Here is a 16230-nt window from a genome sequence, read left to right on the forward strand (position 1 = left end):
TAGTTATCATCTTCGATGTGCAAACCTAATGATACTGTTTGTCGATTATCACGTAATCAAACCATTGAATCTAGCGTTTGATACGTATTGCTTTACGACGATTAACCGACTGACACCAACTTACATTGTTGCTTTCTGCCAATACATTTAGTTTCCAGCATGCAAAAAGCATGGTCAGCACAATAAAACACAGCAAGAAGCAGACCACTTGGTCTACATTACCGTACACACTTAAAATAACCGATCTAACGCAAATGGTTTACTCTGCACACTAAATGAACAGAAATGATGCAGTTGCACGGTAGCTTGGTGCAGAACGCTAATAATGCCGATGCGAACCTATCTAACTTAAGCTAATGAATCTATTGATCTTTGTGCTAATCCTTCTCACCGAAGTATTTTTCAACACAAGTAAACCAATGATTTTATTACAAATTTATTAAACTTTTTATTGTGAGTGAGTCTGTTGTCAAAAGCCTACTGACCATATGGTCAATAAATGGCACATTAAATGCTCAAGGGGGAATAGCAACACACTAATAAACATAGACTTACAACAAGGAACAGTATGAAACGCACTTACCCACTCAACAAGATCTCGGCTGCACTCGCAGTCACGTTGTTAGCTGGTTCATTTTCTTCTTTCGCGCAAGAAACGTCTGAACAAGACGTAGAGAAAATCGATGTGGTTGGAAAAGCATCTGATTATCTATCTATCATCCCAAGCGAAGACACCAGCAGCGCATTTGGTTTAACCAAAAGCCTATACGAAACTCCTCGCTCAGTGACCGAAATTAGTGAAGACTTAGTTGAAAAGTTCGCTCTTCGCAGTGTCGATGATTTGGTACGTCTAACACCGGGAGCATTCACCAGCTCATTTTTTGGTATTAAAGGTGCCATGGATATCCGTGGTGAAGCGGCCGATAACTATTTTAGAGGCTTCAGACGTATTGCCAACCCAGGGGCTTTTAACACCATTGTTCGAGGTGCAGAAAAATTAGAAGTACTACGTGGCCCAGTATCTCCATTATACGGCAGCGGTAGCGTAGGTGGACAACTCAACTACATTCCAAAATCTGCCAAAGTTGACGGTAGCAAGTACATTGACGAAGTGACTGGCGATTTGTCAGTCACGGTAGGCTCATACAATCAACGTATCGTGTCAGGTAGTCTAGGTATCCCACTAGAAATTGGTGGTAAGTATGGTGGTGTACAATTCTTCGCGGAAGTCGAAGACTCAGAGTCTTTCTTTCACGGTTATGAGCCAAGCAGTAGTTTATTCCAAGCCGCGGTAGATTTTGATTTAAGTGACAATACCACGTTGCAATTTGGCCTACAGTACCAAGAGTCAGACAGTATTCAGGTACCGGGGTGGAACCGTGTAACACAAGACCTTATCGATAACGGCACCTACATTACCGGTGCTGCGCCTATCAGAAACTCTGATAACTCTATCGGCGCTAATACCTTGTTGCCCCAAGAAACGTCCTTCATAGCATCGTTTGCACCGGGTTTTCTAAATAATGCGTTTAGTAACATCAATACATGGTGTACCGCAGCAGAAGCAGGTGCTGGTAACGCAACTTACAATGGCTTATCAATCGGTTGTGCCGGTGGCTTCGGCGACTTTCTCGCTGACCGTACATTAGCAAACCCTTATGCACTCACTGATGTGGGTACCACTACTATAGATCATAAAACCACCTTTATTGATGAAGAAGATTACGCAGATACTACGGCAATTACTGCATATTTTGATATCACTCATGAATTTGAAAATGGCGCAGTGTGGAAAAATGAAGCCTTTTATGACTACATGGATCACACCAAGTATCAAAGTTGGGGTTTCACTGCGTTCTATCCAGACGCCTATCTTTACGAACTTCGTAGTAGCTTAACCTTTGATTACGAAGGGGATAGTTTTGAAGCTACAAATGTGTTTGGTGTGAACTATCGCGTTGAAGACCTAGACAACTATGCAGCTTGGTTCGATGAAACCTTTGATTTCCGTGATATTTCAGTAGGGCCAACGCCAAACGATAGAATTTCACCAGCGACTTTCGACCCATACCAAAACGCTACGCTACTTTATGATGATGAAGGCAACGTCACTGGTGTAGAAGGTACCCTTGAGCGTAACTTCAACGAAGTCTATTTGTCTAAATCAACTAATGCTGGCGTGTTCTTCCTCACCGACATAACATACGGCAAGTTCAGTTTATTGCTTGGTGGCCGTTACGACTATTTCGACGTAGAGTCTGAAAACGGTTGGGTAAGCTATTTAGGTCAACCTCAGGGTGATGGCGTAATTACTGGCGACGATACTGCGTTCAGTTTTAACACTAGCTTGTCATACAATGCTGACGGCATCATTCCTTACATCACCTACTCTGAGTCCAACTCATTGAGTACCAACCAACTTGGCGGCATCATTCCTACAACCATCGAAAACAGTCAGTACATTCAAGAATCAACCTTGTCTGAACTCGGTGTGAAGATGAATCTTTGGGATAGCCGCTTGTATGCAGCATTCGCCTATTACGACCAAGATAAAACCTATCGTGATAGCCAAACTAACTCACTTATTGCTGTTTATGGCGACGGTTTTGAGCTTGAACTACGTGCACTAGTGACCGAAGAACTATCCATACTGGCAACGGCAACTAACACAAGTACAGAAGAAGTCAGTGATGGCGCGTTAGCCGTTATTAATGGTGCTGACTTTGCCGCACAAAATGGCTTAAATCCTGAAGATGTATACGGCGGTAGAATCGCAGGTCCACGAGCAGCCTTCGTAGGAAGCAATGTGCGCTTAGACCGTGGCGGTTTGCCTGACAACATCATCAGTGTATACGGCACATGGGCACAAGAGCTTGGTGGTGGTGATATTACCGGAAGCCTTGGTTTCACTTGGGTTGACGAAACCTTCACTGACGTGATGCAAACCGTAATGCTACCTAGCTACACGGTTTGGAATGGCTCGGTAAGCTACGCGACAGGCCCATTCACTGCGCTACTTCAAGCAAACAACCTATTAGACGAGGAATACTACACGTCTGCCGACTTGTTTGACTCAGTAGTAGTCAAGCCGTCAGCCGGTAGAACATTCTCACTGACGCTAACCTACGCGTTCTAATCTTTGTTGTTTAAACTAGGCTCAGTCTTAATCACCGACTGAGCCTAGTCTTCTCACAGGCTTTGCACGAATATTGCTTATTGTTTTACATACTGTGTGCAATGAACTCGGTAATACTAACAAAACGGTATTAATCGCAGTTCCATACATCGTCATAATGGAAAACATGATTAGGCTAGTAACTATCTAATGCCAGTCAGTTAAGCAAAAGACATTAAAGAAAGGGAGCGATAGGCTTTTTATAGCCGTCTGAGGCATGGATGCCAAAGCCGAGCCCCATGGATGGTGTTGGCGTGCGATAAAGAGTCTATCGCTCCCTCTCTCTTCGGGTCTATACAGCCTGTTAAGCTTAACTAACCGGAGTTTAGTAACTATTGGCCTTTTTTTACCATTAAAAATTGACCATATGGTCTAGTTTTTGATACTAATACGCCGTATAGCAACGGATATAACACGAGTTATAAGAACAAGGTTCAACCATGATTCGCTTTTTACTTAATCAACAAGAAGTATCATTGAGCAGTGCAGACGCTGATCTTACCCTTCTTGACTACATCAGAGAGCAGCGCAGGCTCAGTGGCACGAAGGAAGGCTGTGCCGCTGGTGATTGTGGTGCATGCACCCTTGTTTTAGCAGAACCCAATTCACAATCCGATGGATTGTTTTATCGTACAGTTAACAGCTGCATTACTCTCATGTCAGCGGTTCACGGTAAGCAGTTAATCTCCGTTGAACACCTCAGTGAAAACAACACGTTACATCCAGTGCAGCAGGCGCTCGTTGACCACCACGGCTCCCAGTGTGGCTTTTGTACACCGGGTTTTATTATGTCTATGTTTGCCTTGTACCATCAAAACGCGCAGCCAAACCGAGATGACGTGCTCAATGCGTTATCAGGCAACTTATGCCGATGCACCGGCTACAAGCCCATTATCGATGCAACGCTTGCAGTATGTGCTCAAGCGCCTGATGACCAGTTTTCTCGAAACGAGACCGAAACATTAAAGCAGCTTTTAAGCTTCGATACCGGCACACAAGGTACACCGAATCTTATTATGCCCACTGATCGTAAAGCGCTGGCTCACGCTAAAGCGCAACATCCAGACGCTCAGCTTGTTGCGGGTAGCACCGATTTAAGTTTGCAATTTACTCAACAGCTGAAAAAGGGCGAGACGCTCATTAGCCTAAACGCTATGAGCGAACTAAAAACTTGCACCACAAACGAGCATTCGATCACGATTGGGGCAGCATTACCACTTAATGATGCAATGCCAACTTTGTTGAAATACTTCCCAACATTGGCAGAACTGCTCACCCGATTCGCTTCCTTACCTATTCGCAATCAAGCAACCATAGGTGGCAATGTAGCCAACGCTTCACCTATTGGCGACTTACCGCCCGTACTGTTGGCCCTTGACGCCAAACTACACTTAGATAACGGTACAGACAAACGAATAGTACCCATTAGAGAATTTTTCACCGGCTACCGACAAACTCAATTAGCGTCAGACGAGTGGCTAGCGCATATTGAAATACCAAAGTTAAAACCCAAGCAAAGACTTGCAGCGTTTAAAATTTCTAAGCGTATGGAAGACGATATATCAGCCGTGTGTGCAGTATTCAAACTGACATTAAGCGATGGCACCATTAAGCAAGTAGAAACGGGGTTTGGCGGTGTTGCTGCAACACCAGTACAGTGCAATGCCCTGGCTGACGCTCTAGTAGGTAAAACTTGGTCCGATAAATCTTGTGTTGCCCTAGGTAAAAATATTCTAGAGAACGCCTTTTCACCCATTGATGACGTGCGCGCCAGCGCTGACTATCGCAATACTGTGTTAGCCAATCTATGGCATAGGTTCTGGTTAGAAAACCAAACAAATAACACCATTCAAACGAGGGTGGTTAGCCATGCGTAAATTAATTCAACCCACGCAACATTCAAACAATAGTGGTGCTGTCCATCGCTCGACCAAACATGAAAGTGCTGAGCGCCAAGTGAAAGGCTTGGCCAACTATGTGGATGACATTGTTGAACCTCAGGGTACGCTTTACGCGGCTGTAGGGCTGAGTGCATCTACCTGTGGTGATATTGAAAGCATCGACTTGTCTGACGTTTGGAAAAGTGAAGGTGTGGTCGACGTTATAACCATTGATGACTCACCGGGTCACCGAGATATCGGTCCAGTATTCAAAGGCGATCCACTGTTGGCTGACGGAGAAATCAAGTTTCATAGCCAACCGTATTTTGCCGTTCTTGCAGAATCTGTCACTCTTGCTCGTCGCGCTGCGCTCAAGGGTAAGCTGGTAATTAAAGAAAAAGCGCCCGTACTCAACGCAGACCAGGCCCATGAGCAAAACTTTTTTGTACGGCCTACCCATCAATTCGGTATGGGCGAAGTGCAAACAGCACTGTCTAAAGCTGAACATACGGCTAGCGGGCGGCTACAAATAGGCGGCCAAGAGCACATGTATCTTGAAGGGCAAGTATCTTTGGCAGTGCCTGGTGAAGAAGGCCGAATGAATATCTATACATCAAGCCAACACCCCAGTGAAGTACAAAAACTTGTTGCTGAAGTGCTAGATGTGAAACTTCATCATGTAATGGTAGATATGCGTCGAATGGGCGGTGGCTTTGGTGGAAAAGAAACCCAAGCCGCACAATGGGCTTGTATTGCAGCCTTGCTTGCTACAAGAAATCAGTGCGCCGTTAAACTAAGACTACCTCGTAGTATGGATATGCAGGTCACCGGTAAACGCCATCCTTTCGATAATCATTACAACATCGGCTTTGACGCCTCGGGTAAAGTCACTGCGGCACATATGACCATTAACGGTATATGTGGTCACTCCCCTGACCTATCAGACGCCATTGTTGATCGCGCTATGTTCCACGCGGATAACGGTTACTTCTTTGGCGCTACGGATTTCACTGGCCACCGACTTAAAACCAATATGGTGTCGCATACGGCGTACCGTGGATTTGGCGGCCCGCAGGGGATGATCATGGCTGAAGCTGTGCTAGATAAAGTAGCCCGAGCCACAAAACAAGATCCCCTTACCGTAAGAAAGCTCAATTTATATGGCGAAGATAATGGAGTCACTACGCCTTACGGGATGGAAGTTGAACACAACGTTTTGCCAGATCTTATCGAAAAACTCGAAGCGAGTTCCGACTACTGGAAACGCCGTGAAGCAATAACTGCGTTTAACCAACAAAACCCAATCCTTAAAAAAGGTTTGGCGCTTACCCCAGTAAAATTTGGTATTTCATTTACCGCAAAGCACCTCAACCAAGCCGGTGCGCTGGTTCACATTTACACCGACGGAAGCATTCAAGTGAATCATGGCGGTACCGAAATGGGTCAGGGGTTGCATACTAAAATAGGGCAGATTGCCGCTAACGAGTTTGGCTTGCCCATCGATATGATAGATGTAACGTCAACCCGCACCGACAAAGTACCCAACACCTCTCCGACAGCGGCATCGAGCGGGACCGACCTCAATGGTAAAGCGGTACAAAATGCATGTATTACCATTAAGCAGCGACTAGCTGACTTTTTTGCACAGCAATGCGGTGTTGAAAGTGGTGATAGCGTGAAATTTGTCGATGGAGAGGTAGTACTTGGTGAAAACACAAAAGCCTTTACTACACTGATTCAAGAGGCATATTTCGAGCGAATTTCTTTGTCCTCTACCGGTTTTTATAAAACCCCTAAAATCCACTACAACCGCGATACAGGCCAAGGCCGTCCATTTTTCTATTTTGCCTATGGTGCTTCGGTGAGCGAGGTCACCATAGACACGCTGACTGGCGAATATCATGTAGACCGAGTAGATATACTCCACGACGTAGGTAAGAGCTTGAATCCAGCGATTGATAAAGGGCAAATCGAAGGGGCTTTTATTCAAGGTATGGGCTGGCTAACCACCGAAGATCTAATATGGGATGGCAGCGGTAAACTCATCAGCAACAACATGGCCACCTATAAAATCCCCGCGATTGGCGATACGCCAGCGCACTTTAATGTGGATTTGTACGGTGTTGATAACGCCGAAGACAGTATCTATCGTTCAAAGGCGGTGGGCGAGCCACCATTTATGTTAGCGAACTCAGTGTGGTGCGCATTAAAAGACGCCATTTCTAGCCTGTCCGATTACACCATTGACCCACAATTAGACACACCTGCAACACCAGAGCGTGTGTTAAACGCGGTAAATGCAATAAATACTGAAGGCGAGGCGTAACAATGAAACCTCAATATTGGTACGATGCCATTCAGCACCACCAGCACGCCGGACAAAGCTATGTGCTAGTTACCGTGGTCAGTGCAGCAGGCTCTACCCCGCGTGAAACAGGGAGTAAAATGGTGGTCAGTGATACGAGCCATGTTGATACCATAGGTGGTGGCCATCTTGAATATGCGTGTATCGAAAAAGCACGAGAACTCTTGGCACAAGGTGAAAATCAAACACATATCGAATCTTATCCATTAAGCAGCAAATTAGGCCAATGTTGTGGTGGTGCGGTTAAAGTGCTCTTTGATGTATGCAATGTTAACGTGCAAACCCTCGCTATCTTTGGCGCAGGACACGTTGCTAAAGCGTTAGTGCCAATTTTGGCTCAACTTCCGGTAAAAATACGTTGGATAGACAACCGCGAAGACTTGTTTCCTAATGAAGTGGCAAACAACGTAGAAATCGTTGTTGAAGAAGAGCCAGAAACCGAAGTTCGCCACCTTACAGAGGGCACACTCGTACTCATTTTAACCCACGATCATCAGCTTGATTACCGTATTACCGAACAAGCCTTAAAATACCCTGCGTTAACATTTGTTGGCGTTATTGGTTCAGACACCAAGGCCAAGCGATTCAGAACCAAACTCACTCATCGCGGATATGATGCCGCCGCATTATCTCGATTTATCTCTCCTGTTGGAGAACTATCGGTGCCGGGTAAACTTCCCATTGAAGTTGCTGTGTCTATCTCTGCACAAGTCATCCAAAAGCTACATATAGAAAAAGAACAACTCGAAGTAACCATCGTTTCAAAGGAAGCTGTACTATGAATGTTGAAGCATTAAACCAACTAGATGAGGCTGAAGCTGCGGATTGGTTTCAGCAAACTTGCGCGGCTAAAACTTGGATTCATCAAATGGTGGAAAATCGCCCCTATGAAAGCCTAGCCAACGTAAAAGAAACCGCGCGGCACGTATGGTCAAAGTGCGATAGTGACGACTTTCTCGAAGCGTTTACCGCTCACCCAATGATTGGTGATGTTGATTCACTGCGTAAAAAATTCGCGAACACCAAAACAATTGCGGCGGGAGAACAGTCAGGTACTGCGGTAGCGTCAGAAGCAACCCTATTGTCTCTCAAAGAAAATAACCAAGCCTACCTAGAAAAGCATGGGTTTATTTTCATTATATGTGCCACCGGGTTGTCGGCAGACGCCATGCTACAAGCATTAGAGGCGCGTTTGCCCAATGATACTGCTCAAGAAATTGCCACTGCCGCTCAAGAACAAATTAAGATTACACTACTGCGCTTAGACAAAGCGCTGAACGATGGGGAACACTAGTCAATGAACACCTTATCAAGCCACGTATTAGATACGACCTCTGGCAAACCTGTTGAAGGTATGGCACTGACCCTGACGTGCCCAGATGGGCAAATACATACGGGCATTACCGACGCCGATGGCCGCTTTAAGCAATGGCCGCAATCAAGCTTTGAGGCAGGCACCTACCACCTGCGTTTTCATTGCCGTGAATACCTTACTAACACCCATGGCAAAAGCTTTTACCCCCATATTGATATTGCATTTGAGTTAGAGGAAAACGGTGGGCATTACCATGTTCCTTTGCTTATCTCGCCATTTGGTTTCAGTAGCTACAGAGGCAGCTAATTAATGCTATTGTTTCGAGCAAATATTGCTCATTTTCCTCACGCCACAGTAAATTTTGGCGATGATATTCAAGTGATACTAGATGGCGGTTTAGTTGTCGACGGCGGAAAAATTCTAGCGGTGGGCGACTATGCGAAAATGCGCAGCACCTATCCAGACGCCGAACTGAATGATCACTCAGGATGCTGGATACTTCCTGGGCTAATAGACAGTCACCTGCATTATCCACAAACCCAGAGTATTGCTAGCTATGGCGACCAACTCCTCAGTTGGCTTGAAAACTATACCTTTCCTACTGAAATGCAGTTTAGTGACTTGTCCCATGCGCAAAAAGTAGCGAGTGATTTTTACAGCAGCTAGTTTAAAAAACGGCACCACCACTGGTTTTGATTTTTCCACCGTACACAAAGAGGCCTGCGATGCCCTGTTTACTGCCGCAAGTCAACTCGATATGGCGCTGATTGCGGGTAAAGTATGTATGGACAGAAACTGCCCAGAAGAGTTACAAGACTGCCCCACAAGTGCACAAAAAGACTCGGCCGCATTGATCGACCGCTGGCATAATCGGGGGCGAAATCGCTACGCTATTACTCCAAGATTCGCGCCCACCAGCAGTGAAGCGCAAATGGCGAGCCTTGGCGAGCTTGCCCAGCAATATAAAGATGTATACATACAAACCCATTTGTCGGAAAACGTGGACGAAATCAATTGGGTTAAATCACTCTACCCCAATGCCACTGGTTATTTAGACGTATACGACCAGTACCACATGGTGCGTGAGCGAGCGGTTTTCGGCCACTGTGTACACCTTACCAATGACGAGTGGCAACGCATGGCCGACACGGGCGCAACCGTGGCTTTTTGCCCTTCGTCTAACCTATTTTTGGGTAGCGGCCTGTTTGATAACGCCGTAGCAAAACAATACGAGGTGCCCGTAGCCCTTGCCACCGACGTTGGCGCTGGTACGAGCTTCAGCATGTTTAGCACCTACGGCGAAGCTTACAAAATAAGCCAACTCAATAAGCAGCCTATTTGCCCACTCGAAGGCTTTTACATGATGACCCAATGTGCCGCTATTGCCCATCAATGGGACGATCACATTGGTAACCTAAACTCAGGTACCGACGCAGACTTTATTGTAGTGAGCCCTCGTTACTGTGAACTCACTTCACTACGCATTGAAGAACACGCTAGCTTTAGCGATATGTTTTTTGCGCTCAGCATTTTAGGGGCGCAGCGCGCCGTAAAGCAAACTTGGATAAGCGGCCGTTGCTGCTACGAAAATAAGGAAAATAACCATGCCATGGCTTGATTGGATTAGCTTATTTGTTCGCTGGTTTCACGTTATTGCAGGTGTGGCATGGATAGGTGCCTCATTTTACTTTATTTGGCTAGACAACAACCTACGCACGCCCCCTAAATGGAAGCAAGACAAGGGGATAAAAGGCGACTTGTGGGCCATCCACGGTGGCGGTTTTTACGAAGTGGCTAAGTATTCGTATGGCCCTGAAAAAATGCCCGAAACCCTGCATTGGTTCAAGTGGGAAGCCTATACCACCTGGATGTCGGGCTTTGCCCTACTCGTTTTAGTGTACTACTTTGGCGCGTCTGCCTTCTTAATTGACCCAAGCGTCAATGCCTTACCCCCCACCCAAGCTATTTCAATGGGTCTAGGCCTTATATTTGGCGGTTTAGCTTTGTATGAGCTGGCGTGCAGAAGCCCCTTAGCCAAATATCCGGTCGTATTTGGACTATGCTTGGTTGCACTAGTTTGCACGGTAACCTACTTATCGACCCAATGGTTTAGCGGTCGTGGTGCCTTTATTCATGTGGGCGCGCTTATCGGTACCATTATGGCGGGCAATGTATTTTTCAACATTATGCCAAATCAGCGCAAAATGGTTGCCGCGGTAGCTAACAAGCAAGACATTGATCCGCAATGGGGTGCAGGTGCAAAGCTGCGTTCAGTGCATAACAACTACTTCACCCTGCCACTGCTGTTCATCATGATTTCAAACCATTACCCAATGACCTACCAGCATGAACTTAACTGGTTAGTGCTTATTGCGTTAATGGCTGCCGCAGCCTGGATAAGACACTACTTCAACCTTAAACATGTAGGTGTGAAAAAGCCGAGTATTTTAGTGTCTGGTGCGGTAGCCATGCTTGCCATTGCACTGTGGGTTTCATGGCCGTCACAGCCGCTAACGTCTCAAGCACCAGCGCACTCTGAAGATGGCACGGTTGAAGCAGTAACCTACCCACCCGTAACACAAGAACGTGTTATCGCCTTAGTCAACAAACACTGTGTAAGCTGCCATTCAGTTGAACCTACCGACGACAGTTTTTAAAGTGGCGCCACTGGGTGTTGTGCTAGATACATGGGCAGACATTGAGCGTTTTGCCCCGCAAATTGTTCGCCGTACTAGTATGACCAAAGACATGCCATTTATGAACAAAACAGGCATGACTGAAGAAGAACGTGCCGAGCTTCTGCGATGGTATGAGGCAAGGCAGGAGTAACCATTCATCCTAGGTTCAGATTTCCATCGCTAATGTAATTACAGAGTGAAACACACTTTGGCCCCAACAACAGCAAACTAAAATCCATATTAATGCTGTATTAAGGTCTGCACACAGAGATGATGGCCTCTGCGCAGTTTGCAACAATGGTTGTATTGCAGCGGGCCATGCACTCTTATCTTGTTCTGTGCCAAAGGCTAAACCATTGCAAGATACTTGTGTTCATAGGTATTCAATTGAACCAATTGCCCTTTAGCACGTCTCATCCAGCAAATGAGTTTTAAGCTCCCGCCGTATCATCACCAAAAAAAGGCGATATTGATGTACAAAAATTTTGGCGTAAAGCAGCTGTTCTTGTTGTTTCTCTTGGTATTTTCTCTCATTTACATGCAGCAGAAACGGAAGACGAAAACCTTATAGCGCTTCAGCAACAATGGGAAACCCTCTCAGAGAGTAAAGGCAATGAGGCACTAGCAACGGTACTGAACACCGAAACCGTTAATCAACCACTGATTGAGTGGTTACTCACCCAAGATGCGGATCGTGTTGAAGAACTGGCCGACGACGGTGTTGAAGACTTTCCTCAGTCAGCGCAATTGTGGTACTTGCGAGGTCGAATTCATGCAAATCAAGCCATGAATAGTGTTTTTTCAGCACTGTCGCATGCTAAAAAATCCCTCAAGTCCTTCGAGCAAGCTGCGCAACTTCAACCACAAGAACTCACCTATCTTCGAGGTGTATTTTCTTTCTATCAAGGTGCGCCAAGTATGGCGGGGGGCAGCACCGAGAAAGCCATTGACGTTGCCAAGAGCATGATAGCAATTGATGCACGCAAGGGTTATCAATCGTTAGTATCACTTGGCTTTAACAAGTCGCTCCCTGAAGTACAAACTTGGATTGATGAGGCACAAGCGCAGCTCGGCGAGCTTCCTGAGTACCCTTACATGCAAGGCATGATGTTGCAACAAGAAGAAAAATTCGACGAAGCGGCAGTTTTGCTTAGCCAAGCGGTTGCCAACGAACAAACCGATGAGGATAGCCAAAGCTTTAAGCTAAAAGCTTTGTATCAAATTGGCCGAACCTCTGTTTTAGCAGAACAATACTCACTAGCAGCACAGCAATCTCTTGAACAATACATTGAAGCAAAGCCCGCCGGCCAAGATATGCCATCAATATCGTGGGCCACACTGCGTTTAGCGCAGTTGCATGCCTATAACAACCAATCAGAGCAAGCTGGTTCTTTGATAGCCAGCATTGATACCCAAGACGATGAAAGGCTCGAAGACGAAATCAAAAAGTTAAAGCGCAAGCTTTAGTTTGTCTATGCTCTACCCTGCAAGACAATCAGAGTTGCCTTGCAGGGCGAGCGAATATCCGCCTACTAACCTTTATTCACTACTTGAAGTAATACGGTCAATCATGCTTTTAATGGCGGTCATTTGGATTGACGTTTTTTTATAGAAATTAAACGGTGGCAGGCTGTTGTCTGTGTATCCCCAAAAATCCCAACAACCTTGTGGGTTGTATGGTACTAAAGGTGACTTTATCGCTTGTGGGTACAACACAATAATGCCATTTGAATCGGCCACCTCGTTATATCCTGCGTCTGTGACAAACTCAGTACCTATTTCCTCTACTCCTTGAGCGCATCCGTGAACAGCAACATGAACCTTGCATTGCTCAGTACTACAGGAAGATGGAACGTACGCAAACGCAACTTCATCCATACTTGCCAACGATGAGTCAAAAAACTCGGTTTGATCGAATACGAGTAATTCCCCTGATAACTCCGAGGAAGGCGGCTCAAGCTCACCATATATTTGCGCTAAAATGCGCTGGGCTTGATAAATATCACAGTCGTTCAAGTAAGGCGATTGAGTAAGATCACACTCGGTGTCAGATGGGTTAGCCGTAATAAACGCATGCCCTGCATCTACACTGGCGTTGTAATACATTTGCTGAGTATTCATGCCAAGGGCGGTGTAAAAACTGACAAGGGAGTCAACTACGCCTTTCTTTACAGTTTCATCAGCCTGGCCAGAAAAAATATACAATTTGTCGTCTAGAATATTGCTGAGAGCATCTATATCACCATCAGCCTCGTGCTCTCTTGCCAACTGCGCTAAATAATTGCCATCGGGAAAGCCCGCACATGGTGCATTACCCTGACATGGATTCATGCAACTGGTGGTGGCATTAACTAACGGAGCTAGCAAAGGGTTAGTAAATGCGCAAGACCACGGTCCACCAGCAACTATACCCGCGCCCACTAAGTTTTCTGAGTATGCGATGTGAAACTGGGCGGTCATGAATGCACCCGACGATAACCCTGAGATTGATGTTTGATTGGTTAATGCATTAAGTGTGGGTAGATGTGAACGTGATTCCATATCTACCTCTGTACCTAATGCACCGTTTAGGTAAAAAAGTGAAACACAGCAAATAACAATCCGTAAAGCCCTATTCATAATGCCTCCTGGCCTAATGATTAAGAAATAAGATGAAAATATGCTGCACCACAGCATAAGGTGCAATTGTGACTATAGTTCAGTTTTGCTCATGAGCTAATGTTTGCTGTGGATAACTTAAAGGTATTTTTTAAATACCTTCGTATCGCACTGTAGATTTTTTAATCATGTTAATTTTTGTTTAATAGATATCGAACAAACAACACAACTTCTAAACAAAAATTGAGGAATTAACCATGTTGAAAATTGTTAAAGCTTCTTTATTTATCGCAGCGACTTTTGGCATTTCTGGTATGGCACAGGCAAACGTAAATGAAGCGTTAGCCAATATCTGTACTATCGTTCAAGCAGATGACAAAGGTGAGCTTCGTAAAAAAATGCGTGTGGTAGAATCTGACTACCGCCTAAAACTGAAAGATTACTATTCTGGCATTACGTGTAACGGCAACAGCCTCATTCGCACAGCAATGCTAAGTGGTGCGGTAGAGTCTGGTTCTCTGTTAGTTAAGAAAATGCCCAAGAGTGAGCTAAGTGCACCAGAGGCAGACGGCAAAACCCTACTAGCCTGGATAGAAGAAAACGGCTTATCTGGCAGCCCTATTGCTGAAGTCGTCAACAACCGAATTTAATTAATAAACCAGTTCAACATGGTGTAGATGAAAATCATCTACAACGAAAAGGCGGCCTTGGCCGCCTTTTTTAATACCCTTGAGAAGACTGTCGATAAACATCAAAGTTTATGTCTTCCAGCTTTACCCCTTTTAACGTAGTGGTAATGCTGCCATAGGCAATAATCTGACAGTAAAAGGTCATAAGTACCGGTTGCAGATATTGCGCCTCGTTAACATCAAGTACTCTAGTAACCGCCATAAACACACTCACCGCAATACTCAAAAACATCAGGCTTTTTGTTACTGCTTTGCTATAGCGCAGTTTATCTTCAGGATCTTGATAGGGGTCTAAACGCTTACCTGATAGAAGCCAACGTAGATACAAATACCCTAAAATATTCATAACGACGACTATGAGTACCGTGCTAAATGCATCGCCTAAAAATGCAAATTCAAAATTATCGGTCCATGCAACAACCACGATTGCGCCAACAAAACTTGCTATCCAACCAATAAACAACCCTGGAGCAACGAGGTCCTTTATCCCGCGCGATTGCATACCAGCCACTCTGATTGGGCTTTTGTTTTTCTCTCTTAATGCTTTTAAGTGGTTAAACTCTGACGCCTCTACCACCATTATTGGTATCATCTGTACCATAAACATGCCCCAAGGAAGCATCATCCAGTGCTCTTGCATTACGTTAATGCCCCACACCATCAAACCTATTACCACCGCAATTCCTACGACAAACATAATGCGATTCATCAGTAAGAATTTTGCATGAAAGGTGTGATATTCGTGTTCTTCCTTTGGGTAAAGTAGCGGAAAGTCGCTCGGTGGATACTCGGTAATCACTCTACGCATACGTTTGTGTAGCAGTGATGGTAAGTACCAAGACAATAACGCGCACTGTATCAATAAAAGTAAATACATTGTCTGACTCCAAATCATCATTTATTCCCTATTTATTCATCGCATTCGTGAATGCTATTCGAATCTCTGAATCGGTTGCGCCACCCTCTCGTAACACACCAACTAGTTTTTGAACTTCGGCTGAAATCCAATCATTAATATCCTGCCCACAATTTTGTTTTGCATCGGGGTGAACAAAGGTTCCTCGATATCCTTTTGATTGAATCACAGCGTCTCGTTCCAATAATCGATAAGCTTTCGCTACCGTTTTGTTGTTTAGATCTAAATCGTTCGCCAGTTGCCTTATCGATGGAAGCTTTGCCCCCGGCAACAAGGTATCTGACGCAATGGCGCTTTTTATTTGGTCAGTCAGCTGTGTGAACAACGGCACATCGCTGTCTATATCAACCATAATCTGCAGCATATTCCCTCCTTTCGCTGAAACCTTAAAACCACATGTGCCACAACATCAAATGGTACATGTGGTACATAAAAAGATCAATAGAGATTATTCAAGCACTGTAAAAGAACCGAAATAATTCACATAAGCTTATGAAATAATTGTTTTTTATATATTCAACACAGAGACATTGGTATTCATTTACATACCCTGGTATCGCGCTGTAGATTTTTCAATCATGTTAATTTTTGTTTAATAGATATCGAACAAACAA

At 45.0% G+C, this 16230-nt stretch carries 13 protein-coding genes and 1 pseudogene; 11 read left to right on the forward strand and 3 right to left on the reverse strand.

Going from position 1 to position 16230, the window contains the following annotated elements; genetic code table 11:
- The first annotated feature begins 568 nt into the window (after positions 1-568).
- From EYS00_RS08710 to EYS00_RS08750, 10 genes and pseudogenes are all read left to right on the forward strand, one after another.
- Entirely contained in the window at positions 569-3136 is a 2568-nt protein-coding gene (locus EYS00_RS08710) for a TonB-dependent siderophore receptor (RefSeq protein WP_130636167.1), read from the forward strand.
- Positions 3137-3615: 479 nt separating this feature from the next.
- Positions 3616-5052: a xanthine dehydrogenase small subunit gene (gene xdhA / locus EYS00_RS08715; RefSeq protein WP_130636168.1), complete on the forward strand. Its 1437-nt coding sequence runs from the start codon at positions 3616-3618 to the stop codon at positions 5050-5052.
- Positions 5045-7381: a xanthine dehydrogenase molybdopterin binding subunit gene (gene xdhB, locus EYS00_RS08720; protein WP_130636169.1), complete on the forward strand. Its 2337-nt coding sequence runs from the start codon at positions 5045-5047 to the stop codon at positions 7379-7381. Before xdhA ends, xdhB begins: the two co-directional genes overlap by 8 nt.
- Positions 7382-7383: 2 nt before the next feature.
- Positions 7384-8202: a xanthine dehydrogenase accessory protein XdhC gene (gene xdhC / locus EYS00_RS08725; protein ID WP_130636170.1), complete on the forward strand. Its 819-nt coding sequence runs from the start codon at positions 7384-7386 to the stop codon at positions 8200-8202.
- Complete coding sequence (gene uraD, locus EYS00_RS08730) at positions 8199-8714, forward strand: 2-oxo-4-hydroxy-4-carboxy-5-ureidoimidazoline decarboxylase (RefSeq protein ID WP_130636171.1); 516 nt, start codon at positions 8199-8201, stop codon at positions 8712-8714. The genes xdhC and uraD overlap by 4 nt, the downstream gene beginning before the upstream one ends.
- 3 nt (positions 8715-8717) lie before the next feature.
- Complete coding sequence (uraH, locus tag EYS00_RS08735) at positions 8718-9041, forward strand: hydroxyisourate hydrolase (RefSeq protein ID WP_130636172.1); 324 nt, start codon at positions 8718-8720, stop codon at positions 9039-9041.
- 3 nt (positions 9042-9044) lie between these two features.
- Positions 9045-10353: pseudogene (gene guaD, locus EYS00_RS08740) on the forward strand (guanine deaminase).
- Positions 10340-11392 carry a urate hydroxylase PuuD gene (locus EYS00_RS08745; RefSeq protein WP_373995558.1) on the forward strand — a complete coding sequence of 351 codons (1053 nt, stop codon included), beginning with the start codon at positions 10340-10342 and terminating at the stop codon, positions 11390-11392. Before guaD ends, EYS00_RS08745 begins: the two are co-directional and overlap by 14 nt.
- A gap of 1 nt (position 11393) precedes the next feature.
- Positions 11394-11564, forward strand: coding sequence for a hypothetical protein (locus tag EYS00_RS21265; protein WP_373995559.1), 171 nt, complete (start codon positions 11394-11396; stop codon positions 11562-11564).
- A 635-nt stretch (positions 11565-12199) separates the two neighbouring features.
- A complete protein-coding gene (locus EYS00_RS08750; protein ID WP_130636173.1) occupies positions 12200-12880 on the forward strand; it encodes a hypothetical protein in 681 nt (226 codons plus the stop codon).
- A gap of 72 nt (positions 12881-12952) precedes the next feature.
- On the opposite strand, the gene EYS00_RS08755 is transcribed toward EYS00_RS08750, so the two are convergent.
- Positions 12953-14032 (reverse strand): poly(3-hydroxybutyrate) depolymerase, encoded by a 1080-nt coding sequence (locus EYS00_RS08755; RefSeq protein ID WP_130636174.1) that lies wholly within the window; start codon positions 14030-14032, stop codon positions 12953-12955.
- A gap of 236 nt (positions 14033-14268) precedes the next feature.
- Between EYS00_RS08755 and EYS00_RS08760 the strand changes: the two genes are divergently transcribed.
- A complete protein-coding gene (locus EYS00_RS08760; RefSeq protein ID WP_130636175.1) occupies positions 14269-14661 on the forward strand; it encodes a DUF3718 domain-containing protein in 393 nt (130 codons plus the stop codon).
- A 70-nt stretch (positions 14662-14731) separates the two neighbouring features.
- Here the strand turns inward: EYS00_RS08760 and EYS00_RS08765 are convergent, their stop codons facing one another.
- Together EYS00_RS08765 and EYS00_RS08770 are read right to left on the reverse strand one after the other, a co-directional pair.
- Positions 14732-15577, reverse strand: a complete 846-nt coding sequence (locus EYS00_RS08765) for a hypothetical protein (RefSeq protein WP_130636176.1) — start codon at positions 15575-15577, stop codon at positions 14732-14734.
- A gap of 28 nt (positions 15578-15605) precedes the next feature.
- A complete protein-coding gene (locus EYS00_RS08770; RefSeq protein WP_242618713.1) occupies positions 15606-15980 on the reverse strand; it encodes a GntR family transcriptional regulator in 375 nt (124 codons plus the stop codon).
- Positions 15981-16230: the final 250 nt, after the last annotated feature.

The organism is Alteromonas sp. KUL49 (assembly GCF_006538345.1).
Lineage (GTDB): Bacteria > Pseudomonadota > Gammaproteobacteria > Enterobacterales > Alteromonadaceae > Alteromonas.